Annotated in this window: 26 protein-coding genes and 1 pseudogene; 11 read left to right on the top strand and 16 right to left on the bottom strand. The window is 49.4% G+C overall.

Annotated elements, in window-relative coordinates:
* Positions 1 to 58: 58 nt before the first annotated feature.
* From AT746_RS03015 to AT746_RS03000, 4 genes are all read right to left on the bottom strand, one after another.
* On the bottom strand, positions 59 to 1,231 hold the full coding sequence (locus AT746_RS03015) for an aspartyl/asparaginyl beta-hydroxylase domain-containing protein (protein WP_062476224.1): 1,173 nt from the start codon (positions 1,229 to 1,231) through the stop codon (positions 59 to 61).
* Positions 1,232 to 1,242: 11 nt separating this feature from the next.
* The gene (locus tag AT746_RS03010; protein ID WP_062476222.1) at positions 1,243 to 1,824 is read right to left on the bottom strand and encodes a glutathione S-transferase family protein; all 582 of its coding nucleotides are present in this window, start codon (positions 1,822 to 1,824) and stop codon (positions 1,243 to 1,245) included.
* A gap of 36 nt (positions 1,825 to 1,860) precedes the next feature.
* A complete protein-coding gene (erpA, locus tag AT746_RS03005; RefSeq protein WP_062476219.1) occupies positions 1,861 to 2,205 on the bottom strand; it encodes an iron-sulfur cluster insertion protein ErpA in 345 nt (114 codons plus the stop codon).
* A 69-nt stretch (positions 2,206 to 2,274) separates the two neighbouring features.
* Positions 2,275 to 3,006, bottom strand: coding sequence for a DUF6776 family protein (locus AT746_RS03000; RefSeq protein WP_062476217.1), 732 nt, complete (start codon positions 3,004 to 3,006; stop codon positions 2,275 to 2,277).
* Between the two features lie 86 nt (positions 3,007 to 3,092).
* On the opposite strand from AT746_RS03000, the gene AT746_RS02995 reads away from it, so the two are divergent.
* Together AT746_RS02995 and hemJ are read left to right on the top strand one after the other, a co-directional pair.
* Positions 3,093 to 4,775: a chloride channel protein gene (locus AT746_RS02995; protein ID WP_062476214.1), complete on the top strand. Its 1,683-nt coding sequence runs from the start codon at positions 3,093 to 3,095 to the stop codon at positions 4,773 to 4,775.
* The gene (gene hemJ, locus AT746_RS02990; protein ID WP_062476211.1) at positions 4,772 to 5,203 is read left to right on the top strand and encodes a protoporphyrinogen oxidase HemJ; all 432 of its coding nucleotides are present in this window, start codon (positions 4,772 to 4,774) and stop codon (positions 5,201 to 5,203) included. The genes AT746_RS02995 and hemJ overlap by 4 nt, the downstream gene beginning before the upstream one ends.
* 137 nt (positions 5,204 to 5,340) lie before the next feature.
* Here hemJ and AT746_RS02985 read toward each other — a convergent pair whose 3' ends face one another.
* The 6 genes from AT746_RS02985 to AT746_RS02960 form a co-directional block, all read right to left on the bottom strand.
* Positions 5,341 to 5,736: a VOC family protein gene (locus AT746_RS02985; protein ID WP_062476207.1), complete on the bottom strand. Its 396-nt coding sequence runs from the start codon at positions 5,734 to 5,736 to the stop codon at positions 5,341 to 5,343.
* A gap of 35 nt (positions 5,737 to 5,771) precedes the next feature.
* Positions 5,772 to 6,200, bottom strand: a complete 429-nt coding sequence (gene arr / locus AT746_RS02980) for an NAD(+)--rifampin ADP-ribosyltransferase (RefSeq protein WP_062476204.1) — start codon at positions 6,198 to 6,200, stop codon at positions 5,772 to 5,774.
* A 4-nt stretch (positions 6,201 to 6,204) separates the two neighbouring features.
* Positions 6,205 to 6,873, bottom strand: a complete 669-nt coding sequence (locus AT746_RS02975) for a glutathione S-transferase family protein (protein ID WP_062476201.1) — start codon at positions 6,871 to 6,873, stop codon at positions 6,205 to 6,207.
* Positions 6,874 to 7,061: 188 nt separating this feature from the next.
* Entirely contained in the window at positions 7,062 to 7,523 is a 462-nt protein-coding gene (locus tag AT746_RS02970) for a hypothetical protein (RefSeq protein WP_062476198.1), read from the bottom strand.
* A complete protein-coding gene (locus AT746_RS02965) occupies positions 7,520 to 7,864 on the bottom strand; it encodes a PadR family transcriptional regulator (RefSeq protein WP_062476195.1) in 345 nt (114 codons plus the stop codon). The genes AT746_RS02970 and AT746_RS02965 overlap by 4 nt, the downstream gene beginning before the upstream one ends.
* A gap of 5 nt (positions 7,865 to 7,869) precedes the next feature.
* Positions 7,870 to 8,874 carry an alpha/beta fold hydrolase gene (locus AT746_RS02960; protein WP_062476191.1) on the bottom strand — a complete coding sequence of 335 codons (1,005 nt, stop codon included), beginning with the start codon at positions 8,872 to 8,874 and terminating at the stop codon, positions 7,870 to 7,872.
* A gap of 258 nt (positions 8,875 to 9,132) precedes the next feature.
* Between AT746_RS02960 and AT746_RS19960 the strand changes: the two are divergent.
* From AT746_RS19960 to AT746_RS02935, 6 genes and pseudogenes are all read left to right on the top strand, one after another.
* Positions 9,133 to 9,356: pseudogene (locus AT746_RS19960) on the top strand (CopD family protein); the annotation flags it as partial.
* A 208-nt stretch (positions 9,357 to 9,564) separates the two neighbouring features.
* Positions 9,565 to 10,572, top strand: a complete 1,008-nt coding sequence (locus tag AT746_RS02955) for a DUF4238 domain-containing protein (protein WP_062476189.1) — start codon at positions 9,565 to 9,567, stop codon at positions 10,570 to 10,572.
* Between the two features lie 119 nt (positions 10,573 to 10,691).
* Positions 10,692 to 11,177, top strand: a complete 486-nt coding sequence (locus AT746_RS02950; RefSeq protein ID WP_062476186.1) for a hypothetical protein — start codon at positions 10,692 to 10,694, stop codon at positions 11,175 to 11,177.
* Between the two features lie 126 nt (positions 11,178 to 11,303).
* Positions 11,304 to 12,749, top strand: coding sequence for an ATP-binding protein (locus AT746_RS02945; protein WP_197414315.1), 1,446 nt, complete (start codon positions 11,304 to 11,306; stop codon positions 12,747 to 12,749).
* A 3-nt stretch (positions 12,750 to 12,752) separates the two neighbouring features.
* Positions 12,753 to 13,385 carry an HNH endonuclease gene (locus AT746_RS02940; protein WP_062476180.1) on the top strand — a complete coding sequence of 211 codons (633 nt, stop codon included), beginning with the start codon at positions 12,753 to 12,755 and terminating at the stop codon, positions 13,383 to 13,385.
* 278 nt (positions 13,386 to 13,663) lie between these two features.
* Positions 13,664 to 14,884, top strand: a complete 1,221-nt coding sequence (locus AT746_RS02935; RefSeq protein ID WP_062476177.1) for a permease — start codon at positions 13,664 to 13,666, stop codon at positions 14,882 to 14,884.
* A 174-nt stretch (positions 14,885 to 15,058) separates the two neighbouring features.
* Here AT746_RS02935 and AT746_RS02930 read toward each other — a convergent pair whose 3' ends face one another.
* The 3 genes from AT746_RS02930 to AT746_RS02920 all read right to left on the bottom strand — a co-directional run bounded on the left by AT746_RS02930 (position 15,059) and on the right by AT746_RS02920 (position 16,863).
* The gene (locus AT746_RS02930; protein ID WP_062476174.1) at positions 15,059 to 15,676 is read right to left on the bottom strand and encodes a sulfotransferase family protein; all 618 of its coding nucleotides are present in this window, start codon (positions 15,674 to 15,676) and stop codon (positions 15,059 to 15,061) included.
* A gap of 205 nt (positions 15,677 to 15,881) precedes the next feature.
* On the bottom strand, positions 15,882 to 16,205 hold the full coding sequence (locus AT746_RS02925; protein ID WP_062476171.1) for a ribbon-helix-helix protein, CopG family: 324 nt from the start codon (positions 16,203 to 16,205) through the stop codon (positions 15,882 to 15,884).
* Entirely contained in the window at positions 16,159 to 16,863 is a 705-nt protein-coding gene (locus AT746_RS02920) for an AAA family ATPase (RefSeq protein WP_062483907.1), read from the bottom strand. The genes AT746_RS02925 and AT746_RS02920 overlap by 47 nt, the downstream gene beginning before the upstream one ends.
* 230 nt (positions 16,864 to 17,093) lie before the next feature.
* On the opposite strand from AT746_RS02920, the gene AT746_RS02915 reads away from it, so the two are divergent.
* The 3 genes from AT746_RS02915 to AT746_RS02905 are packed head-to-tail and all read left to right on the top strand — an operon-like array spanning position 17,094 to position 20,569.
* Positions 17,094 to 18,110, top strand: coding sequence for an aspartate carbamoyltransferase (locus AT746_RS02915; protein ID WP_062476168.1), 1,017 nt, complete (start codon positions 17,094 to 17,096; stop codon positions 18,108 to 18,110).
* A 36-nt stretch (positions 18,111 to 18,146) separates the two neighbouring features.
* On the top strand, positions 18,147 to 19,427 hold the full coding sequence (gene hemL / locus AT746_RS02910) for a glutamate-1-semialdehyde 2,1-aminomutase (RefSeq protein ID WP_062476165.1): 1,281 nt from the start codon (positions 18,147 to 18,149) through the stop codon (positions 19,425 to 19,427).
* Positions 19,428 to 19,480: 53 nt separating this feature from the next.
* Complete coding sequence (locus AT746_RS02905) at positions 19,481 to 20,569, top strand: adenylate/guanylate cyclase domain-containing protein (RefSeq protein WP_062483905.1); 1,089 nt, start codon at positions 19,481 to 19,483, stop codon at positions 20,567 to 20,569.
* A 23-nt stretch (positions 20,570 to 20,592) separates the two neighbouring features.
* Here the strand turns inward: AT746_RS02905 and AT746_RS02900 are convergent, their stop codons facing one another.
* The 3 genes from AT746_RS02900 to AT746_RS02890 all read right to left on the bottom strand — a co-directional run bounded on the left by AT746_RS02900 (position 20,593) and on the right by AT746_RS02890 (position 23,811).
* Entirely contained in the window at positions 20,593 to 21,345 is a 753-nt protein-coding gene (locus AT746_RS02900) for a rhamnogalacturonan acetylesterase (RefSeq protein WP_156413608.1), read from the bottom strand.
* A gap of 33 nt (positions 21,346 to 21,378) precedes the next feature.
* Positions 21,379 to 22,278, bottom strand: coding sequence for a sugar kinase (locus AT746_RS02895; RefSeq protein ID WP_062476162.1), 900 nt, complete (start codon positions 22,276 to 22,278; stop codon positions 21,379 to 21,381).
* A 66-nt stretch (positions 22,279 to 22,344) separates the two neighbouring features.
* The gene (locus tag AT746_RS02890; RefSeq protein WP_062476160.1) at positions 22,345 to 23,811 is read right to left on the bottom strand and encodes a mannitol dehydrogenase family protein; all 1,467 of its coding nucleotides are present in this window, start codon (positions 23,809 to 23,811) and stop codon (positions 22,345 to 22,347) included.
* Between the last annotated feature and the right edge of the window lie 54 nt (positions 23,812 to 23,865).

The raw sequence follows: 23,865 nt of genomic DNA, 5'->3' as shown, positions 1-23,865 counted from the left end.
TGAAATGCAGCGAAGGTGCGGGATTTGCGCCCTGAACAGGGCGCTAAAATTTTTGGTGTTATTCGCTGCCCTGATATTCTTTGACTGATTCGAGCATCATACAGACCAGCGCTCTTTCGTCTTGTGTCAGTTCAGGACGCCAGATATCAAACAGCAATACGACTCTGTCCTGATCACTGTTATTCCAGGCTTCGTGCTCAATGCTGTCATCGAAGATCAGGGTCTGGCCTTCAACCCATTCCCTTTGCTCGCTGCCACAGCGCAGCGCGCCACAATTTTCAGGTACAATCAGCGGCAAATGGCAGATAAGCCGGGTATTGAGCATGCCATGATGGGGCGGAATATGTGTATTGGCCGCCAGGCGCGAAAACAGCACGATGGGAGTCTGGCTGGTCACATGAGGCAGTGGCACCTGTTCCATTGCTGCCATGGTTTGAGGGCAGGCACGGGCATTTTCTGCGACCTGCTGGCCATATTCCCACAGATACAAGGCCCCCCAGTCGGGATTATTGATAATATCTTTGCCGGATTCATTGATCTCGGGGATATCCGCATCTGACTGCAGATAGGGAGCAAAGCGTTCCGGGGTTTCCAGCAGCGCCTGCAGCTCGGTTCTGATACTGTCCGTTTGCGCTTCCAGTTGCTCAATCCATTCAAACTCGCTGCGCTCATAAAACTGGCGCTGCGGCAGACCGGGGAAATAGAAGCGATTAGGCTGCTGGTGGTAGATCTGTTTGCGACCCAGGCAAATATCCAGTGACAGGTTAAAACGATCACTGGCCTGGTCGGCCTGATAGCCTTTTTCTTTGAGCTTACTGAGCAAGAAATCGCCGTATTCGGCAGAGAACTTATCGCTCAGTTGCTGGGCCCGCTGCAAACCTTTTTGAATATCCGCTGGCAGCGGCTCCTGAATGTTTGCTGCCAGGCCCAGAGCGGCTTCAAAAAAGCTCAGTGCTTTGCGACTCTGACCGGCACCGTCAAGATGTTCAGCCTTAAACAGCAAGGCCCTGATATTGCGGGGTTCCAGCTTGAGGCAACGCTCAATGGCCGCCATGGCCGCCTCGGTGTCACCCAGATTGGAGCAACTGAATGCCAGCCCCAGCCAGGCCTGTGCCGCTTGTGGCACTTGCTGTACCACAGTGTTAAACAGAGATCTGGCTTCCTGGGCACGGCCCTGTTGCAGCGCGGTGATAGCTTGTTGTAATTGTTGTGATGCTTGCGCCTGATTCATATTGTTTCCTGTCAGTCAGGGTTTCTTGGATTCGTGGTGGTGACTTCGATACGATCATTGTGCCTGGCCTGAAACTCGAGCAGCGCCGGCATTGCCGAGAGATCGTGCAGTTCGCGGAACTCAATCCAGTCCACCAGGCAATAGAGGCAAATTTCCGGATAGTGCCAGTTTGAAAATTCCCCTTCTTCCACCAGCCGGTTAAGGTGCTCGAGAATGGTCTGAACACGTTCATTCTGCAATCTGAAAATCAGCTTACTGTTATCTTCTTCAATATCTGAGCGCTTAAGGATCAAAGACTGCACCAGTGAATCGTTGGCCGAGTCGATCAGGGTCAACAGGTTTTCCTGTTGCCAGCTTAAGGCCTTTTCAGAGAACTTGTCACTCAGGTAACGGAAGATCACCCTGGAGTCATAGATCACTTTGCCGTCATCTTCGATCATGGGGATCTTCAGGGTCGGATTCATGCTCGCCAACAGCTCACGATCCGGGCCGGAAAAGATCTGCATATTGATAAATTCATGCTCCACATTGGCCAGCCATAAACGCAGACGTCTGACAAATGGTGAGGTGGTCGAGCCGTAGAGTTTAAGCATTACCGTTCTCCGTGCGTTAAGGATTGGGTTCAGGGATCATACGCTGAAGCTGGCACCGCAGCCGCAGGTAGTAGTCGCATTGGGATTATCAATCAAAAAGCGGCTGCCCTGCAAACCGTCCTGATAGTCCACCACACCACCGACAAGATATTGCAGGCTCATGGGATCTACCACCAGAGTCACATCGTCTTTTTCAATGGTGGTGTCGCCTTCATTCACTTTCTCATCAAATGTAAATCCATACTGGAAGCCGGAACACCCGCCGCCGGTCACAAAAACCCTGAGCTTGAGGTTCGGATTTTCTTCCTCTGCTACCAGCTCTTTTACCTTGCGGGCTGCGGCGTCAGAAAATTCTATCGGACAGGCTGTTTGAACGGACATGATTACCTCAGTGAATGCGGGATGTACAGAATGATACGGCGGGCATTATCTAATACCTGACTATTTCAATCAAGTATTCCCTTCAGTGCTGTCAACGTTATCACCTGTATCCTCCAATACCCAGCGGAAGCTGCGCTCGAGCCGCCCACGCTTAGGCTTGGTCACATCACAGGCAACCTGCAGCCGCTGGGGCACAAAGCCTTCCGGCAGGCGGAAGGTGCCTGACAGCACCTCAAAGTATTTAAAACTAAAGCCCATCTGTGAAGGGGGATCTTCCATCAACGACAACAGATCCAGCTCCTGTGTTTCTCCGTTAAGGGTTCCTTGCAGCCTCAGTCTGGCATTTCCCTGCACCAGACCTTTTTGCTGACTTTTTTGCATCAATACCAGCGCAAATCGGTAGTAACCCTCACTGTTGCTGGCCTCGATATCCATTGAGTCTATAACCACGCCCTGCTCTTCCAGCTCAGGGGCCATGATCTTCTGGAAGAACGCCAGCTCCTGACGCAGATCCGCTTCTCCCTCCATCGCCTGCTTAAGGCTGCTCTGCAGCTTCTGATTGGCCAGGCGCTCCACTTCGAGTTCGACGCCGACGATATTCATGCCTTTAGTCAGCTGATGGTTCTCCTCGGTAATGGATTCTATCGTCTGTTCCAGGCCGGCGATCTTATCTTTCTGGTAGCTGTACTGCACATTGCCAAGGCGCACCCCGGCATAAAGGGCCACCGCCAATAATGTGGCCATCAACAGATAGAAGCGCATGGCGCCCAGCCTCTGTTTAATCTCACTTCCTCTTAACAAGCCATACTCCAGATATTTTCATTTTTTCTTTGATTACAGTTGCTTGTGTTAGACTCTGGCACATAAGCCTCCAAGTCAGTATAACGATGTCATTACAGGGACTGCGCCGGGAACTTGCACACCCCCGAACTTCGGTTCAACTCTGCCTGCTCGGCATCGTGGGCGGCAGCTGCGCCGCGTTGCTTATCATACTGTTTCGTTTGAGTATTGAAACCATACAGCACCTGTATATTCAACAGTTCGACAATTTTACCACTTTAGCCGCCGTGGACAGATTTATTCTGCCAATTATCGGTGCCGTACTGATCCTGTTCTTTGCCTATCTCACCGGTTTTAAGCATTACCGCATGGGTATCCCTTATGTCATTCACCGGGTCAAGCACCGCTATGGCCTGATCCCGCTGCGCACCAGTATCAATCAGTTCTTCGGCGGCGTCATTGCACTGGCATCAGGCTTTTCGGTCGGCCGGGAGGGCCCATCGGTGCACCTCGGTGCAGCAGGCAGCAGCTTTCTCGGCCAGTGGCTGAAACTGCCCTATAACAGTATTCGCATTCTGGCTGGCTGCGGGATCGCAGCGGGTATTTCCGCCTCCTTTAACACCCCCTTTGCGGCGGTTATCTTTGTGATGGAAGTGGTGCTCCGAGAGTACAAGATTCATATTTTTATTCCGGTAATGCTGGCGGCCGCCTGTGGCTCTGTACTGACCCGGCTGGTGTTTGGTGAAGGCAGTGAACTGGATTTATTGCATTTTGTGAATTTCAGCTACTGGATTTACCTGTATCTGATCCCTGTGGGCATGGTTCTGGGCGCGCTCGCAACCTTATTTAATAATCAACTGATGAATCTGATCCGCTGGTTCCGGCCACTGAATATGGTCAGCCGCTTATTACTTGCCGGGCTTCTGACCGGTGTGATCGGTTATCTGCTGCCACAGGCCATGGGTTCGGGTATGAGTTCCATTCAGTTTCTGGTCAACTCCCCTGACAATCTGGTACTGCTGTTTGCCATACTCGCCGCCAAACTGGCCCTGACCCTGATTGCACTGGGTCTTGGCATTCCCGGTGGTATTATCGGCCCTGTTATCGGTATGGGCGTACTAGCCGGGGCCATATTATTACTGCCGCTGGGCGTATTTATAGAGGACACCACCGAACTGACCGGAAGTTTCGCTCTGCTGGGCATGGCCGGGCTGCTTACCGCCGTATTGCACGCGCCGCTGGCAGCCTTGTCTGCGGTGATGGAACTGTCATTTTCACCCCAGGTGATCCTGCCGGCGATGATGGTGATTGTACCGGCCTATGTTACCTCCACACAGTTGTTGGGTAACCGCTCCATCTTTATCCGCCAGCTGGATTTTCAGAAGCTGTCTTACACCAGCTCCTCTATTCGCGAGCACCTGCAAAAAACCGGTGTGCTGGCGGAGATGAAATCAGATTTCAAACTCTTTAACGACCCCATGGAAAGTCAGCTTCTGGCCCACCTGCAGGAATACCCCACAGAGCTGGTGGTACAGGCCCGGGACTTTGAAATTGGCAAACAGTTTGCCCTGGTTCAATATGACACCAGCCTTGGCTATGAAGGCAGCCCGCCGCTGAAGTTTTTCACCATGGAGGGCCTGCCTTCTCAGGCCACCCTGGCCGAAGTGTATGAAGAATTGCAGGCCAGCCGGGATGGTGCCGTGTATATCTATGAAGATAGCCCGGAAGAGATCGTCGGCATTATTACCTGGAACCGGCTGCACGCCGAATTACTCAAGGAGCAATACTGATGTTGTTATGGTTTAAGGCCCTGCATGTGTTTTTTATGGTGGCCTGGTTCGCCGGTATTTTTTATCTGCCCAGGCTGTTTGTGTACCACGCCGAAACCAAAGATCAGGCCACCCGCGACACTTTTAAGATAATGGAGCGGCGCCTTTGGTGGTTTGTGACCCCTTTTGCCCTGCTCACCCTGGTATTCGGTCTGGGCCTGATCCACCTTTATGGTATGCAGTGGCTGAAAGTCTCAGTCTGGCTGCATATCAAACTGGCTCTGGTAGCCCTGCTCTACGGCTATCATTTCTATCTGTACAAACTACTGAAAGACTTTGGCGCAGACAATAACCGCCATTCCCCAAAATTCTACCGTATTCTTAACGAAGCCCCGGTGCTGGTATTGCTGGCAGTGGTGCTGCTGGCCGTGCTTAAACCAGGGTTTTGATGGTGGTTGCTCAAAGCGCAGTGAACCAAAAAGCCGGAAACATCCACAGACTGGCAGAGATGAAGCACAATCAGGATCAGCTATTTGGTTTCATTATGATTTAGCATCGGTGTCAGGTGCCGCATGTTATTCTGAGCTTATGTCATTGAATGCAATCCGATTAAATTACCTTCCGAATCCCGGACAACTGCGCAGAAACCGTGTTCCCCGATAGACATTTTCTCCTGATGTATACTGCCTCCATTCGCTGCCGCGCGGGCGGCTTGCACAGCACAATCATCGCAGCCAAAATAAACCAGCGTACCGCCTGCGCCGGGCGTAAAGCCTTCCATTTTAACCAGCATTCCACCAGCGCCATAACCGCTCATCGGGTCATCTTTATCCATCGGGAAAAACCACATGTCCATATCAATTTCCGGTGTCGGAGATGGCATATTTTCAAGCTTTACATCAAATAATGCTTCATAGAATGCTTTGGCACGATCCATATCTTGTACGTAAATTTCAAAATGAACAACAGGGTTAATTTTCATAATTTTTTCCTAGAGCTTCAGTTTTTGAGTCTTGATTAGTTGTTTAAAGAGCCGATGCCTTCTTCTTTAAGTTTTGCAATTCCTTGCTTCATTTCCTGAATCTGTTCGGCTGAATGTCCCTTCCAGCCGGTTACCTCGCCTACGACCTTAAAGGGGTGAACAGAGCGATAAGATTTTGTAGGGTTACCAGGGAACCGGTTGTCCGTTAAATCGGGATCGTCTTCAATTGGTCCGGTAGGCTCTACCACATAAATTCTCTCAGGCCCTTTTCCGAGCGAAAGCTCGGCTCCCCATATAGCCGCATCCAGTGTCGCGGTCAGAAAAATGTATTTCGCTTTCTTTCCTTCTTCAAAATTCGAGTTATGACCGACTTCAATTAAGCCACCGACTTCGAGCTCAACTTTGGTTCCATGAAAAAATGTCTGTGCAAAAGGACTCGCCTTAAGTTTCTGATTTTTACTCATCTCATCACTTCTTTTTGTAAGCTTCTGTTGAATTATTCCCCAGGTAATCCGCTAACTGAGCATCGAATGCACGCTTAAAGGCGGGTCGGTCTTCGCCACGAGCAACGTAAGCGATAAGATTTGGATACTCACTCAGTAAAGTTGAACCGGCTAACCGTCGCAGGACTTGTACCATCAGAAGATCTGCTGCACTGAACTCGCCGTCGAGCCAATCGGATTCACCAAGCTGGCCAGACAACTCACTTAACCTACGACGAACAATATTTTCGACCACACTTTTCCACTGCACGTATCCATCTACATCACGCCCGGAAAAAGAGATTGTTTCGCGATGCACGATGGGGGGCTCTATGGTGTTAAGCGCTGCAAAGATCCATGTGATTGCACGTGATCTGGCATTAGCTTCATCAGGTAAAAGAATCGTACCGCCATTTGCTATGTGAAAAACGATGGCGCCCGATTCAAACAAGATAAGATCACCTTCTTCAAAGGTTGGTATTTGTCCAAACGGATTGAGCGCGAGATGCTCTTTTTCTTTCATCGCCGCAAATGAAACATACCGAACTGTGTAAGGTCGGCCCACTTCTTCTAATGCCCACCTCACGGGCATATCACGGGCCAACCCTTTGCCACAGTCAGGCGAACGTTCAAAGGTAGTAATTATTGGCCCCACTTCAGACTCCGGTTTTTCATTTCGCAGCGGTTAAATTGTTGGTTTGCCTAACTTAGTCGAATCCTGGGTATTAAAATCGACAACACCCTTAATGTTGCTTAGCTTTACATAAGAAATTGCATTACTTTGATTTAGATCCACCTTAGCTTGCGGGCCCATCTATTGAGTGTGAATGTGTTCCGACCTAATCAGATTGCCTCATCCCCTGCACATGGATAGATTCGGGTTAACCACGCGAAAACCAGCGTAGTTAAGGTGAATCCAATGCAAAATCCGATGACGGCGCGCCCTAACCCCTCAACCAACGCCTCACCGATTGGCACATCATTTACAATAGCCACACTGACCAATACTCCCTGAACAAGCAGAATTGCCATAAGCCCCATACTAATGATCCTGAGAAAAACGAGCATAAGTGATCCGGCAATTAAGGGCCGATATAACTTGTACCTTGATGCAGCAAGAGCAGGCGGTCCGAACTGCTTAACTACCTGGCTGATTTCTGTATCCGTCAGTTGCCTGCCGAGCTGTATCTCTTTAGCCTGGACCTGATCTTCTAACGCTTCCCGAATCGAAGATGAAATACTTTCCCGGTCCCGATGTGAGAGCCAGAAGTTTACTCTTCTAAGGTACATATCAATGCTATTCATAATTTAATTCTCTTAAGTTCCGCCAGGCTGCCACTAAGTTGTTCGAGTTCCCCAAGGAGAGTCTCCAGCACACTCTCTCCCAGTTCAGTTGAGACATAAATACGCCGGTTTCGCCCTTCCTCTTGACGCCGGGTGCTACTTAGCAGCCCCTGACTTTCAAGCCTTCTGAGCATGGGATACAGGGCACCGGTTTCAATGTCGATTCCCACAGATGCGAGTTCTTCCTGAATGCTCGCACCATATCCTTCTTTACGTAATACAGATAACACTGCCAGAACCAGCGTACCGCGACGAAGTTCAAGTTTAAGTCCGAGAAAATGTGGGTTATCAGAAACATCCATGAGATTCACCGCCCTGTAGAAGAAGTATGAAATGTTCTGGCGACTTCTTCTAAAACACGCGCCACACCTTCAGAAGGCAGTGAATGCCCCATACCATCTATAACGATAAATTCTGCATCAGAAATCGCTTCTGCTACTTCCGCACCAGCATCTGGCGATATCAATGGATCATCGGAGCCGTGAACGACTAATGTCGGCACTTTCACTTTTTTTAACTGAGTGCGTATATCGCCCAATGCCAGCAGAGCAGCTCCTGAGCGTGCTACTCCTTCTGCGCTGTAACCTCTGTCAGCTGCTGTTCTTGCCCAGGATTTAATCTCTGCAGGATCTCTCACAATAGAGGTACCCTCCAGTGCTTGTGCGGCCCTGGCACGATACTCAATGATCTCCTGACGAGATGCCGCAGGAGTCGGGGGCGCCCCCACACTCGCCAGTCGGACAGGATTCACGGGTACCGGATGAGCCGGATTTCCTGAGTTTGCCATCAGTAAAACCAAACCATCCACTCGCTGAGGATTTCTTGCTGCAGTTATAGACGCTATGGTGCTGCCACCGGATGCTCCCATCAAAGTTGCTGACGACAGGTTCAGTGCATCCATTACAGCCAGGAGATCTTGCGAGAGATCCTGCGCGGTATAGGGCAGTAATGGAGCCGTTCCTTTGGCCAATGCCTCAAAGACAGCGGGCCATGCAATTGGAGCGGCTTTGCTGAGGATTGTCGAACAACCCACGTCCCTTGCGTCATAGCGAATCACTTGATAGCCGAGCTTCGTCAGGCCTTCAATAAGTTGCACGGGCCAGTCAGCCATTTGCTGATCTATCCCTCCTACCATTATCAGAGGGCGGCCAACTGAGGCTCCCGAAACCATATAGGCCAAACGGATGCCATTCTTCTCAGTGAACTGAATTTCCGGAGTGTTGCACATCCTGGGGAGACTGACCTCTTCCGACGCCATTAAGATGCCGCCTGGCATTAGAGCCATCAGACATGTGATTAAGAGATTCTTCATTCATTCACTCCATGGTATTTGTAAGGTCAACATAGTGTATATCACACACTGTGTGCCACACAATGCACGACGCACTATAAGTGTCGCTTAAAGTATTGTCAAGACTTCGCGGTACCGATAGCGGGCAAGATAAATGGGACGGTAGGTAGACATGAGCGATGCGGACACTTATTAGGAGCCTGGTCGCTTTCTCCAGAAGAGGAGTGTTAATTAAGACGGTCGATTAAGATACGACCCTTTTTGTTCCGGGGCACCCGCGATACCTTTAAGATAATGGGGCGGTGCCTTCGGTGGTTTGTGACCCCTTTTGCCCTGCTCTACGGCTATCATTTCTATCTTTACCGGCTGATAAAGGACTTTGCCGCCGACAGTAACCGCCACTCCCAAAATTCTACCGTATTCTTGACGAAGCCCCGGTGCTGGTATTACTAGCCGTGGTGTTGCTGGCGGTACTTAAGCCGGGTTTTGATGCTGGTTGCTGAGAGCGCAGTAAACTGAAATTTCTATTTTCACATCAAAATCCTGAAGGGCAGAAATGAGCGATGAGCGGACATTGGCCGGTTGCTTTTGTGGCATAGCCATATAATCAACAATTCTTAGAAAGAGATGATTATTAGCTTTAATACTGCCATTTATAGAGTTGAGGCAGCCTGGTAACTATGGTTAAGGTGATTGTTAAAGGGATATCATTTGGATAAGAAATTCCAACTAAAGCGCAAACATCATCATATTTGGGCGCATTACCTAAAGCATTGGTCATTAGATGATCTGAATGTTTGGTACACGACGAAAAAAGGAAATTATCGTTGTGATAGCGTTTATGGACTCGCTGCTGAAAGAGACTTCTATAAAATAAATTTTTTGAATGATGAGGATGTTCGTTTCATAAGAAATTTCTCATCTAAAAGCCCAGATGAACTTCGTCAGATTCATAATGGCTATTTGAACGACTTCTGCATTGCATCTCGAGCAGCAAAACTTGCAGAGACTATGCAACCCCCAGAGCACATCAAACAGAGACTAGAAGCCTTCCAATATAATGTTTTGGAAAATCTTCATGGTTCTCATGAAACCGATGTAATTGAAATCCTAGCGTGTCTTAACAGAGGCGACATTTCGGTATTTGAGACATCAGAAAGCAGAGTCAAGTTTAAACAGTTCTTTGCAATGCAGATGACACGGACAAAGTCATTCAAGAAGAAGGCCATGAGTTTTGCTGTTGATAGAGAATCGTTTGAGCGACATCCCAACCCTCCATTTTCATTCGAGACGTACAGTCAACTAATGGAAAAAAACTGGTGGTTTCTTAGCTACATGTTCGGAATGAACATAGGGGCTAATCTGACAGCAACCCAGCATGATGATAAACAAGTGTTGCTTATAAATGAGACATCTCAACCGTTCATAACATCTGATAATCCAATAATAAATGTTCACGAGTCAATGAAAAAGATACCCGAGGGACAAGCTCCCCAATATATGGACGCCTTCTATCCGTTATCTCCAAAATATGCATATATGATTAATAACTCTGATCGCTATCCTTCCGGTAAAGTATCTATTACCAGGGACGAAGCCTTGGTATTTAATGTTGAGATGGCCGCGAGGGCGGAAGAGCATTTATTTGCGCAAACAGAATCTCAGTTGAAAGAGGTAAAGAGACTCTGTAGGGAAAGATCGAAAAAGCCCAGAATGTAAGAGTTTAACTCAAAGCGAGAAGCGGACATTGGACTTTCCAACCATACAAGGTAATCTAGCTAGCAAGGAACGCGACCTTGTAAGATTGGCATAATAAACTGTTAAATGGACACAAGCACATGAATAAGCCACACCAGCGCATTGGGTCTATATCAAACGCCCACGTGGGAAAAGACTTTGAGGCTATCGCTCTAGGTGTGTTTGCATCGAAAGGCATTCATCTTGAGAGCGACCTTAAGCTTCCCGTTGGTGTGGCGGAAAACAAGAAGTTGCATGCTTTCGATCTTGGCTGTAAAGAGCAGAAAATCATCGTCGAATGTAAGTGCCACAAGTGGACCGCACCTAATGATAATGTTCCGAGTGCAAAGCTCACTGTGTGGAATGAGGCAATGTACTACTTCTTGGTCGCGCCCAGAGGATACAGGAAGATTCTGTTTGTTCTTAGAAATGTAAGTGAAAGACGGCGAGAAACTTTGGCGGAATACTATGTCCGAACGTATGGCCACCTAATCCCAGAAGATGTAGAAATATGGGAGGTTGACGAGGACGGCCGAGAAGTTATCCAGCAATCATTTAACAAAACCATGCACGCGACAACCGCTTGATGGCGGCGTTAGAATCCGCAGATAGATTCGAGTAAATTAGGCTATACAATGACTTTTCGAATTTCCAACTTTTCAGTCGAAGGTGAAAACCTTACAACACCGAACGTCTATTTATCTAAGAAATGTGTGAATCGTGACGATAATTATTTTACTGTCATCATAGGAAACAACGGTACCGGCAAGAGTCGATATATATCCAGCCTAGTGGAGGCTTTCCGAGATGCTGGTGAAAATAGAAGAAGGATGAAAGTTGATTACTGCCTGAGTTACGTCATAAATAATGAACACTTTCGGATAGAGAAAAAGCATGGCAAAAAAGCTCTTGACAGAAATACAAAAAAAGAACTTTTCGCGGGAAATGGCTTAGACATCCCTTCGAAGATTATTGCTGTTACAACAAGTTTATCTGACAAGTTCTCAAGCGACAATTTCAATAGGCGCGACTACCTAAAAAAAAGAGAATCCATTGACTACAAACGGGAATGCTATACATATCTAGGGCCAAGAAGTACGCCTGGACGGGCGTCAAGTAGAGCTCTAATGGATAGGGCAATGACGACACTAATTGCTAGTGTTGGAGAACAGATTCACAACAGAAGTTATAGGCACATTTTTGACTATTTGAAATATGAGCCAATCGTTAAGTTATCATACGAAATTAGCAGGCCAAGATACTTTCAAGAGCAGGATGGGATAGTGTCAGGAGCTGTTTTCAAAAGGCATCTTGAGGAGTTGTCTGATCGAAGGGGTGGAATGAGAGCAGATATGTTCCGAAGAGAATTAGAGAGTCGTCCTGACCAGTACTGGGAAGATATAGCCAATGCTTATAACTATATTCTTGGTAAAGCTAGCCGTCCTGAAAAGAGATTACAGTTTTCGTTTGTAGTTAATTTCTCGGCCCAAAATGAAAAACGAGAAAACACCGAGATAGTTTTGTTTCATGAAGAGCTTTACTCCTTTTTGGAAGATTTGCGAAAGTTTGATTTAGTTCGAGGTCCATCGATAAATTTGTTTAAAAAAGACGGTGGCGAATTTGACTTTTCAGATGCCAGCTCCGGTGAAGCAAGCATTTTGTCAACTCTTATTGCGTTGATTCCTAATCTAGATAACGATTCGCTGATTGTTATTGATGAGCCAGAAATTAGCTTACATCCTTCTTGGCAGTATAAATATGTAGAACTAATTGATAGATTAATTAGCCAAAAAACTGGCTGTCATGTGGTTATAGCAACTCACTCTCATTTCTTGATTTCAGATTTGCCATTGGGGCGATCACATATTGTTCATTTCAGAGAGGGAAAGAAATCAGAAATTGATGTTGAATATATAGAAGAGGAAACCAATGGTTTATCTGCAGAAGATGTATTGTTAAATGTTTTTGACATGCCTTCAACCAGAAATTATTACTTGTCCAAGAATATCTCTGAAGCTTTGGAGCTCGTAGCAGAAGGGAAAATAAACAGTGACAGATATCAAGAGTTAATAGGTGCCTTTGAAAAATACCTACCTAATCTAAAAAACGTAGATCCTCTAAAAGATGTCATCAAAGCATTGTTGAAATTGGGTATATAGGAAATGTATTCACGAATTAGTGAGCCTTATGAGCTTTCAAGTGATGAGACAAAGATAGTAGATAGGCATTTTCAATCGCATAGTGATTGGGAAAAGTCCGCTTTTGATAATATCAAGACCAAAATTATTGATTACCTAAGACCTAAGCAAGACAATAGATGTTGTTATTGTAGGACAGAGCTAGGGTTTGATATTAAGGCGGTTGATATAGAGCATGTTATACCTAAGTGTCAATATTCTCAATTCACTTTCCACGCTAAGAATCTGGCTCTTTCCTGCCCCGGTTGCAACACATCTAAAGGCAAAAAAAATGTTTTAGCTAAGCCTATCAAACGATACCCACGAAGTGGAACTAATCTGATCATCATTCACCCACACTTTGACGATTACTTTTCCTGCATAGCTATACATGACGATGTAATATATGAAGGGTTGAATGACAAGGGTTGCGAAACTATCAAGCAATGCAAGATATATCGATTGAAAGAAGTGGTAAAAAAGAAAAAAGCGTTGAATGCTAATCAAAACCCGATACAAAAACTAGTTGAAGATATTAGAAATGCAGATGACTCAGATAAAGAGCGACTACTTCATGCGTTACAAACCCTAACAATTGCAAGCAAGGGACGCTCCTGACTTCGCGTCCTTGCTGCAAGCGTTAACGTCCGCTTCTGGCACATAGCCGCCCTTTTTTCTCGATATGCAATCAATAGAGCCAAAAACAAAAGTATCCGGCTGAAATCGGACCTACAGATTGCAGCTATCCTTTGTGTTGTCTTCCCTGCGCCCGGAAAGTCAGAAGCTGAATGCTGTGCGCTGAGAACGGAGCACTTACTACCCAACCTGGCTGTTTTTTTGGGTTTGCCAGCCCATGTGTTAGGTTATGAACTTCGCTCGTAACAGGGGAGTGCCTCGTGGAAAACTTTCTTCAACTATGGAGTGAAGCGGCAATAACCAGTATAGGATTTTTCTGGATGGCCCTGTGGGCCTTTATACTGGGTTATCTCGTCAGCAGCCTGATTCAGGTGTTTATCACACGCTCCCGTATGCAACAGGCAATGGGCAAAGATGGCCCTCGAAGCATGCTCCTCGGTACCTTTTTCGGCTTCATTTCAAGCTCCTGTAGTTTCTCCGCGTTATCCACTACTCGCGCTATATTCAACAAAGGGGCAGGTCTGGCCCCCTCAATGGCCTTTATGCTGGCATCAACTAATCTCGTTATTGAGCTTGGGATGGTGATCGCAATTTTTCTGGGTTGGCAATTTGTAGTCGGAGAATATGTCGGCGGTATTATTTTGATTCTGATTACCTGGGCTCTTATTCGGATCACACGACCAAAACGCTTGATAGCTCAGGCCCGCCAGCAACAGAATGACGAACAAGACGAGGACGAAAATAGTCAGATGCACTGGAAAACCCGGCTTGCCAGCATGCAATCCTGGGAAAAGATCGGGCAAACCTACGTCATGGAATGGCAGATGGTATGGAGAGATGTGCTGATTGGTTTCACTGTGGCCGGTATTATTTCCGCTATGGTTCCACAGAGCTTTTTCCAGACCTTGTTTGTTGGTTCTGCGGGTGAGAATGCTGCCAACCCAGGTTTTCCCGAAGTTCTGGCCCAGACACTGATTGGGCCAATAGCGGCATTTTTCACCTTTATTGGCTCAATGGGAAATATTCCACTGGCGGCTGTTTTGTTTGGGCAGGGAGTAACCTTTGCCGGCGTCATGGCGTTTATCTTTTCGGATCTTGTGGTGCTGCCGGTACTGCGTATTAACGCGAAATATTATGGCTGGAAAATGGCTCTGTACCTGTTGGCCCTGATGTTAGTAGCGATCGTCATCGCCGCCCTTGTGATGCATTACAGTCTTGCTTTTTTGGGTTTGCTGCCTGACTTTACCGCCGTGACGGCACCCGGTGATCGCGAATTTTTCAAACTCAACTATCAGTCAGTTCTGAATGCCATTCTGTTTACCATTAATTGTGTTCTGGTTTGGTTGTGGTACCGGGCGAAGCAAGCTCAGTGTGATCATGATCACCAAGACAGTACATCCCTTACCGATAAGGTTCTTTCTGTGTTCACTCTGCTCGCGTTTGCATGGTTACTGGGCGGAATAGTCATATCCTTTATGTGACTTCCCACCTGATAAGCGCGATAACAGGGTAAATCGCGTATTAAAAGCCTCGAATCAAAACACTGCAACGGGTGAGTTTGCGCAGTGCAAACGCTATTGTGATCTTCTGTTGCCAGAACCGATCAACCCTTCAGATACCCGACGGTGACTGATACCAACCGGATTAACCAACTTTTAAATCTTACCCGATACCCTGTCCCAGAATTCCTGTCGGTGATTGGTTCTTGGAAAAGGTTTATCAGGCACGGGCAGTTCAAGAAAATCGCAGAGCGGTTGCCAGCCTTCTTTTACCTCAAAGACCAATAATTGCCTGGCCGGAATGGTCGCTTTAACCGCTTCATTGTGAGCGATAAAGGCGTCCTTTAGTTGTTGATGTTCAAGGCCGGAGGGAAAGCCGGTTTTTTCAATCACGCCAGCGCACATATCCAGCCAGTCACGCATTTCCTGAGGCGCATCACCTCTGGTGCTCAACAGCGTATAAATGGTGGAGCCAAAACTACTTGCCCAGCTCTCTGGATCGCGGTGAGTTAAGATAAATCTGGCATCGGGGAATGCATCATAGAGTTCGCGGAAATACCCTGCCGTTGGCCAGTCAACCGCACTGTTGTAATTGGCGTAGATGGCAGACCAGTCTGCCTCTCCACGCAATGCATCCTTCCAAAGGGGTACCTGCAAATCCATATTATGTAGCACTTCTTCCATATGATGGCAGGGGCCGAGGCCAAGCTCATTGATTGCCAGTTTAAGTGAATAAGTTCCTGTACGTCCTACGCCTGCGCCGATGATACGCATTGCTTTGCTCTTTTTTGAATGGGTAATTGAGCTTAGCAGTTTATTATCAGAAATCTCTAAGCTCTGAGTGATGTGGGCTGATGATACGCGATACCAGGAAGAGCTTTAAATAGCTGCGAAGACAACGGACATTACTCGATAAGGGATTTAAATAGTATTTTGCGAGCGTCTGAAAGAACGGTCGACTGAAGTCGACCCTACACTTTTAACGAACCTGGCTGGCCAGGTAGAGCGCTTTTTCCAGCTCGACTTCGACACCGGCTAACCAGATGCGCACCAGCCTGGAGCGGGAAACGCCTGTTGCTGAGGCCAACAGGTCGAGTTTCTCCCTGGCCTCTTTGGTGAGTGTCACGCTGGTGGTTCTTAAAGGTTCACAATGCCCTTCTTCAGTTGCCGCCACTGAAGGATGCAGGCGAACGATCTTGTTCAGCCCGCGGGCATAGTTTTCCGCGTCTTCGATAAATTCATCGACACTGATTGCCTCAGGACTGGCCGACGGCGAGCTTTTCTTCAAACTGGCGAAGGTCATGCTTCTCTCCTTTGGCTCGGGCGAACAACTCATCAACTATGGCGCGGATCTCATTGGCAGCTTTGCCCTGAGGTTCATTTTCCATCACCGATAGCCCCAGCTCTTCACTGTCATCATACATATTGCGGCTGAAGGTAACCGAGTTCAGCACCGGGATCTCAAAGGAACGACAAACTTCTTTGGCTTCAATAATGCGCGGCGCCAGCGAGGGTAACGACGGGCACTGGGTAATCAGAAATGCCACATTCATTTTCGGGTTGACCATCTTGCAGGTGGAGACAATGTCTTCCATATGCGGCACGGTTTTCAGATCACGACGTTTGGGGCGCAGCGGGATCAGTATATGGTCGGCCACCGCCATGGAAGAGCGCAGGGCCAGATTGTCCTGCCCCCCGCAGTCAATCACCACATAATCATAATGATTTCTGAGGCTCAACAGCTCATTGCGTATTTTGCCGTATAACTGAACACAATTGATATTGGGCAGTTCTTTGTTGTTATTATTCCGCTCCTGAATCCAGTCAGACGTGGTACGTTGCGGATCGCAATCCACCATCAATACCGACGCGTTGCGCTCGGTACGCAGGTAAACAGCGATATTCTGTGCCAGACAACTTTTTCCACTGCCGCCTTTTTCACCACCAACCAGAATAATCATAACCTTAATCCTCTTGATTCTGACATGCACCGGTGGAAGTTCCTGCCGGTGTCTGATTAAAGTTAAACCAGCCCCGGACTGCAGGCCAGTATCTGCTGGCATGGCAAACCATTATAAGGAATGTAAGTTAATACCTATCATAACAATTTATCCGCACAATCAGTGATTGGTATAACCCCTAAGCCTTGCTAAAATTGCCGCACTTTTGCCGTCCAACAGGTTGCCAGTTAATGAATCAGTTCAGAGGTCAGCATATTCTCTCCGTCAGCCAGTTCGATCCCGACAGCATTGCCGAGATTTTTGCGGTGGCAGACAGAATGCGCCCCTATGCCCATCGCCTGAAACGAACCAAAGTGCTGGATGGCGCGATACTGGGTAATCTGTTTTTCGAAGCCAGTACCCGTACCAGGGTAAGCTTTGGCACCGCCTTTAACCTGCTCGGTGGTGAGGTACGGGAAACTGCCGGTATGGCCACCTCAGCCTTATCCAAAGGCGAATCCCTTTACGACACGGCCAGGGTACTGTCGAGCTATTCTGATATCGTCGCCATGCGTCACCCCGATGCCGGCTCGGTAGCCGAGTTTGCCGAAGGCAGCCGGGTACCAGTCATCAACGGCGGTGACGGTGCCAATGAGCATCCCACTCAGGCACTGCTGGATCTGTACACCATCAGTAAAGAACTACAGTTTCATGGTCACAGTATCGACGGCATGCACATTGCCATGATTGGCGACCTTAAACATGGCCGTACTGTGCATTCACTGTCGAAGCTGTTGAGCCTGTATAAAAATATCCGCTTTACGCTGATCTCTCCCAAAGAACTTGCCATGCCTGATTCGATACTGGAGCTCATCGCGGCAGCGGGCCATTCCTTTAAAGTCACGGAACAACTGGAAGGCAGTATGGATGCGGATATCTGCTATCAGACCCGCATCCAGGAAGAACGCTTTGAGTCACAACTGGAAGCCAACAAGTACCGGGGCCGTTTTCGCCTGAATCAGGATATCTACACCCGGCATTTTCAGTCTAAAACCGTGATCATGCACCCTCTGCCCAGAGACTCGCGGGCCGATGCCAATGAACTGGATAACGATCTCAACCTGAATCCGAATCTGGCGATTTTTCGTCAGGTTGATAACGGTGTGCTGATCCGAATGGCCCTGTTTGCGCTAACCCTTGGGGTGGAAGAGATCGTCGAAAAGTACGACTGCGATGTGCAGTGGTACAGCAGTAAACAAAATCTGTGAGCCTGTAAGCAGGTTCACCGCAATGACGAAGGTATTATGCAAAAATCCATAGAATTGTTTGAACGGGCACAACAACATATTCCCGGCGGTGTGAATTCGCCGGTACGGGCGTTTAAAGCTGTCGGCGGTACGCCGGTGTTTATCGACAAGGCCGACGGCCCTTATCTGTTTGATGCCGATGGCAAGCGCTATATCGACTATGTACAGTCCTGGGGCCCCATGGTGCTGGGCCACAATCATCCGGATATCAAAAAGGCGGTGCTGGCGGCGGTAGAAAAAGGTCTGAGTTTTGGCGCCCCCACCGAGGCCGAAATTCATATTGCCGAACTGGTCAGCAAGCTGGTGCCCTCGATGGATATGGTGCGCATGGTTAACTCAGGCACCGAAGCTACCATGAGTGCCATTCGTCTGGCCCGTGGTTATACCGGACGGGATAAAATTCTTAAGTTTGAAGGCTGCTATCACGGCCATGCCGACTCCCTGCTGGTCAAAGCCGGCTCTGGTGCACTGACATTGGGCGTACCCAGCTCCCCCGGTATTCCTGCTGATGTGGCGCAGCACACGCTGACCGTTGAATACAATAATCTCGACTCCGTGCGCCAGGCGTTTTCTGAGGTGGGCGAACAAATAGCCTGTATTATCGTTGAGCCGGTGGCCGGCAATATGAACTGTATTCCACCCGTAGAAGGCTTTTTACAAGGGCTGCGGGATATCTGTGACGAATATGGCACCGTTCTGATCCTGGATGAGGTGATGACAGGTTTTCGCGTTGCCCTTGGCGGCGCCCAGGCCCATTACGGCATCAAGCCCGATCTGACCTGCCTGGGTAAAGTCATAGGCGGCGGTATGCCCGTTGGTGCCTTTGGCGGCAAACGTGAAATAATGTCCCATATTGCCCCATCCGGGCCGGTGTATCAGGCCGGTACTCTGTCGGGTAATCCGGTCGCTATGGCAGCGGGACTCGCCTCCCTGACTGCTATTCAAAAACCCGGCCTGTATGAGTTGCTGAGTGAACGCACCGAAAAGCTCGCCAAAGGCTTTAAAGCCCTGGCAGACAAGCACGGCATTGAGATGAGCATTAACTATGCCGGCAGTATGTTCGGATTGTTCTTTACCGATGTTGAGCGGGTCACCAATTACCAGCAGGCGATTAACTGTAATCAACAGCAGTTTAATGCGTTCTATCATGGCATGCTGAATGAGGGCGTGTACCTGGCACCCGCTTCTTATGAGGCCGGATTTGTCTCCGCCGCTCATGATGATGAGATCATTGAGCAAACGCTGCGCGCCGCCGATAAAGTGCTGGCGAGCCTGTGATGATTAAGCGACAGGGATTGTCGGGCCTCAGTATGAGTATGACCTGAATCATGATGACGGAGCTGTTTTCCCACCCTGTGACACTGCTGCTGATTGCCACCTGCGTCTTTCTTGCGGTACTGGTGGTGATCCTCGCCAGCCTGCTGCGCCAGGCCAGAGTGGCCTATCGCCGTCCGGTGGTAAAACTGGAGTCCCACATTTTTCAGGCCCCGACCGATTATTCTGTGGGCCAGTCCCCGCATAATGAACAGGCGGCACGCATCAGCAAAACCTTCGAAAAATTCGTGCCGCGCCAGTTTGCCGAGCATTTTGCCAAACATGGTCTGGATACGCTGGAGCTGGGCCGGGCAGACGAAGATGAAGTGGCGATCCTGTTTTGTGATATCCGCGGTTTTACCGGCCTCTCGGAGCGCATGTCACCACAGGAGCTGATGAACTTTCTCAACTCTTACTTTATGCGCATGAATGAGCCGATTCATACCAATGGCGGATTTATCGACAAGTTTATCGGCGATGCCATTATGGCGCTGTTTGATCATCCTGGTGGCACCAATAAAGACAAGGCGCGGGACAGCATCAAAGCGGCACTGGCGCTGCGTAAAGCGGTGATGCAGTACAATCAGCATCGCAGCAACTCAGGCTACCCGCCGATCAATATTGGCATTGGTATTCACTTTGGCCCGGTGATCCTCGGCACTGTCGGCTCTGAAGACAGAATGGACACCACCGTTATTGGTGACAGCGTTAATATCGCCTACCGGCTGGAGTCTCTGGCCCCGCAATATGAAGCGGATATTCTGGTCAGCGCACAACTGCTGGATACCGCAGAGGCCAGAGCGTTATACGAATATCGTCTGATGGACTGGGTGCGGGTCAAGGGCAAGAAAAACCCGGTGGAGATTTACGAGATCATCGCCCATCAGAACGATGACATTAAACAGCAGAAGCTGGCCTGTGCCCCACTGTTAGAAAAAGGCATCGCCCACCGCCGTGCCCGCCAGTGGGATGAGGCCATTGCCTGCTTTGTGGAAGCCAGCCATCTGTGCCCCGGCGATACTCTGCTGAACCACCATATTGAGCAGTGCCAGCTGCTACGCCGCCAGGTGCTGCCCAAAGACTGGGACGGCGCGCTCAGCCTGTAAAATATGTTCTGTAACCGTCCGGCTCAGAGCCTTTCCCTGACCACCTGTGCTGCCAATGGATGTTGTTGACGTTTAAGCTCTCGCACGAATAGCTGTGCAATTCTGCTGGCGCCCTGCAGGGTCAGGTGGGTATTGTCAGTCTTACCCTCAGGAAATTTCTGATACAAATCCGCCGGTACCTGAATAAAATAAGGCTGGCTGTTTACCGGCCCCTGCTGCTGAATAAAGTCACAACTGAGTTTTTGTAAGTCAAAAAACGTCACCTGCTCCTCTTTCGCCACCATTCTGGCTGCCTGTGCATAGTCAGCCAGATTCAGTTTCAGCTCGCCATTTTCATCGAAATGCCGCCTGCAGATGGAGCTGGCCAGCATAGGCGTGGCATCTTTTTCCTGCACCTGGCGGATAAACTGGCGCAGAAAGGCCGGATAATCTTTATCCACCGAGGCATAACGCTCTGGGTCGGATTTTTTCTGATCGTTATGGCCAAACTGGATCAGCACATAGTCCCCGGCCTGCAGGTCATCCAGCAGTGCCTGCCAGCGCCCTTCGTTAACAAAACGCCGGGTACTGCGACCGTTGGCAGCCCGGTTGATCACTTCCACCTCTGGGCTAAGAAAACCCGGCAACAATTGCCCCCACCCCCGCTCAGGGTAGGCCGGATTAACCTTATCGGACATGGTGGAATCACCCACCAGATGAAGCCTCTGTGCAGCGGCCACTGAAAAGGATAATCCCACTGTGAGTACCGCCACCAATACTGATCTGACTAACATCATTTTTTCCTTATCCGTCACTTTAAATTCAGGCTCTTATGCGATATCGATTATGGCACCGGCAAACCCAATCACTTTTGCAGCAATCCGCGCGCCCTGCTGCGCCGCTTCCCGCGGCGAGTATCCGCAGAACCTGGCCGCCATATAGCCGCCGTTAAAGGCATCACCGGCAGCGGTGGTATCCACCACGTTTTCCACCCTGAACACGGGCACAATGCAATGCTGCTGTGGGCTTACCACCTGAATACCCTTCTCACCACTTTTCAGCACGATTTCGCTGACGCCCAGCCCCTGCACGTGGCGAATAATATCCAGACCGTTACCATGGCCATATAAGGCCAGATGATCGTCGGTACCGGGAAAGGCCAAATCTGCCAGTTCATAGGCTCTGTCGGTCCAGGCCCGGGCCTGCTCCACATTCCGCCAGAGCCGGGGCCGGTAATTGGGGTCAAAAATAATCTGACAGCCCCGCTGTCTGAGCTTTGCCACCAGCATCAGCAGGCCTTCTTTGTCTGCATCGGACAATATGCCCAGTGAAATGCCGGAAAAATAAAAACTCTGGCAGTCTTCGAGTTGCTCCTGGCCACTGTCCTGTGCCAGCAATGCCAGAGTGCTGCGCGCCGCAGAATCACTGCGCCAGTAGCTGAAACTGCGCTCACCCTGAGAGTCGGTACTGATCATATACAGCCCCAGGGTCTTGTCCTGCATCCTGTACACCATCCGGGTATCCAGCCCTTCCTGCTGCATCCTGCTCACCAACTGGTCGCTGAGGTTATCTTCTCCCACGGCCGTCAGATAACTCACCTGCTGCTCAGGACTCAGGCGTTTAAGATAAATAGCGGTGTTATAGGTATCACCGGCAAATCCCTGGCGATAAAGCCCCTCTGAGGTTTGCGACAATTCCACCATGACTTCACCAAAGATGATCCGACTCATGTTACCTCCGGCCCAGACGAGGCGGTACTATCTTTTCAGCAGCAGAAGATGTCCTGCCCCGCCAGTTCATAGCAGATCTCCCAGTATCTGCCCCAGACTGTCAGCAGAAAGCGTCGACAGACGCTGATAGCCCTGAGTTAACTGTTCCACAAATACCTGGTTGGCCGACAACTCAGGCACAAATACCTCAGACAAAGCCAGAAACGCCTGTACGTCTGCAGCGGCATTGCCATCACAGCCCCGGGCAACCTCCAGCAATTTGGCTGCCAGCGGATCAGTGAGCTTGGCACCGGTGCGGGCCTTACTGACCAGAAACTGCAACCAGGCGGCCACCCCGACACAAAGCCTGCTAATACTGCGATCCGCGGCCAGATTGTCATTAATGGTTCTGAGTAATCTGAAGGGCAGTTTCTGTGAGCCGTCCCAGGCGATTTGCGACAACATATGGCGGATATGGGGGTTGGCGTAACGTTCAAGAATCGCCCGGCTGTATTGATGCAAGTCCAGCTCAGCCGGAGGCTTCAATGAGGGAATGATTTCCTGTTCGAACAGGCGTTGTACAAAACGCTGTAAATGCGGATTCTGCATCGCCTGATACACGGTTTCATAACCACAGCCCAGCCCCAGATAAGCCAGGGTAGAATGGCTGCCATTGAGCAGCCTCAGCTTGGCATTTTCATAACCGCTGACATCAGCGGTAAAGGTCACCCCGACTTGATCCCAGGGCGGTCTGGGTCCGCTGAATTTGTCTTCAATAACCCACTGGCTGAAGGCCTCACGCTGCACCGGCCACTGATCTTCAACGCCCAGCGCATCCGCAACCTGCTCAATCAGAGCCTCGTCTGTGGCCGGCGTAATGCTGTCCACCATAGTGCAGGGAAAACTTACCTCATCGGCGATTCTGGCGGCCAGACGGGTATCAGATTGTGCGGCAAAGGCGAGTACCGCCTGGGCCAGTTTATGGCCATTGTCGGCCAGATTGTCACAACTGATGATGGTCAGTGGCTCGTGCCCTTTTTCAAAGCGTTGTTTAAGGGCCAGCACCAGTAATCCTATGGCGCTGATGGGAGTACCCGGATTGGCCAGATCATGACGAATATCTTTATGCTCCAGGGCCAGCAATCCCTGGCCATTCAGACAATAGCCTTTTTCGGTCACCGTCAGGGTGACGATATGGGTAGTGGCGGCGGTAAGCCGCTCCATTACCTTTGTACGATCCTCATCCAGTACCAGAACTTCCTTAATCGCGCCGATGACCTGATAACGGCTTTGATGATCCAGAACGGCGAGGGTGTATAAATTTTGCTGCTGTTTAAGGCTGTCACGCAGGCCCTTGCTGCGCATGGAAACGGCGCTGATGGCCCAGTCTCCTCCCAGAGCCAGGGCGTCGTCGGTAAACACCGCCTGATGGGCGCGATGAAAGGCGCCGGGGCCCAGATGCACAATCCCTATGCCAGCCTTTGCCCGGTTATAGCCGGGCACTTTAATGGCGTCAGGTAAATTCGTCAGAGATTGTTGGTTAAGCAACGACATTACCGCTCTCCTTCTGGCATAACTTAGCCACCGGTGGCAAACTCACTGACGATT

The organism is Lacimicrobium alkaliphilum, from assembly GCF_001466725.1.
Taxonomy (GTDB): domain Bacteria; phylum Pseudomonadota; class Gammaproteobacteria; order Enterobacterales; family Alteromonadaceae; genus Lacimicrobium; species Lacimicrobium alkaliphilum_B.
Note: the sequence above shows the minus strand (reverse complement) of the source record. Positions and strands in the feature narration are given on the sequence as shown.

Coding starts and splice junctions, on each gene's coding strand:
- AT746_RS03010 (WP_062476222.1), bottom strand. CDS start 1,824: ATGCTTAAACTCTACGGCTCGACCACCTCACCATTTGTCAGACGTCTG.
- AT746_RS02970 (WP_062476198.1), bottom strand. CDS start 7,523: ATGAATAGCATTGATATGTACCTTAGAAGAGTAAACTTCTGGCTCTCA.
- AT746_RS03015 (WP_062476224.1), bottom strand. CDS start 1,231: ATGAATCAGGCGCAAGCATCACAACAATTACAACAAGCTATCACCGCG.
- AT746_RS02950 (WP_062476186.1), top strand. CDS start 10,692: ATGAATAAGCCACACCAGCGCATTGGGTCTATATCAAACGCCCACGTG.
- AT746_RS02930 (WP_062476174.1), bottom strand. CDS start 15,676: ATGCGTATCATCGGCGCAGGCGTAGGACGTACAGGAACTTATTCACTT.
- AT746_RS02925 (WP_062476171.1), bottom strand. CDS start 16,205: ATGACCTTCGCCAGTTTGAAGAAAAGCTCGCCGTCGGCCAGTCCTGAG.
- AT746_RS02995 (WP_062476214.1), top strand. CDS start 3,093: ATGTCATTACAGGGACTGCGCCGGGAACTTGCACACCCCCGAACTTCG.
- AT746_RS02915 (WP_062476168.1), top strand. CDS start 17,094: ATGAATCAGTTCAGAGGTCAGCATATTCTCTCCGTCAGCCAGTTCGAT.
- AT746_RS02965 (WP_062476195.1), bottom strand. CDS start 7,864: ATGGATGTTTCTGATAACCCACATTTTCTCGGACTTAAACTTGAACTT.
- arr (WP_062476204.1), bottom strand. CDS start 6,200: ATGAGTAAAAATCAGAAACTTAAGGCGAGTCCTTTTGCACAGACATTT.
- AT746_RS02940 (WP_062476180.1), top strand. CDS start 12,753: ATGTATTCACGAATTAGTGAGCCTTATGAGCTTTCAAGTGATGAGACA.
- AT746_RS02900 (WP_156413608.1), bottom strand. CDS start 21,345: ATGATGTTAGTCAGATCAGTATTGGTGGCGGTACTCACAGTGGGATTA.
- AT746_RS02960 (WP_062476191.1), bottom strand. CDS start 8,874: ATGAAGAATCTCTTAATCACATGTCTGATGGCTCTAATGCCAGGCGGC.
- hemL (WP_062476165.1), top strand. CDS start 18,147: ATGCAAAAATCCATAGAATTGTTTGAACGGGCACAACAACATATTCCC.
- AT746_RS02895 (WP_062476162.1), bottom strand. CDS start 22,278: ATGAGTCGGATCATCTTTGGTGAAGTCATGGTGGAATTGTCGCAAACC.
- AT746_RS02905 (WP_062483905.1), top strand. CDS start 19,481: ATGACGGAGCTGTTTTCCCACCCTGTGACACTGCTGCTGATTGCCACC.
- AT746_RS02920 (WP_062483907.1), bottom strand. CDS start 16,863: ATGATTATTCTGGTTGGTGGTGAAAAAGGCGGCAGTGGAAAAAGTTGT.
- AT746_RS02985 (WP_062476207.1), bottom strand. CDS start 5,736: ATGAAAATTAACCCTGTTGTTCATTTTGAAATTTACGTACAAGATATG.
- AT746_RS02890 (WP_062476160.1), bottom strand. CDS start 23,811: ATGTCGTTGCTTAACCAACAATCTCTGACGAATTTACCTGACGCCATT.
- erpA (WP_062476219.1), bottom strand. CDS start 2,205: ATGTCCGTTCAAACAGCCTGTCCGATAGAATTTTCTGACGCCGCAGCC.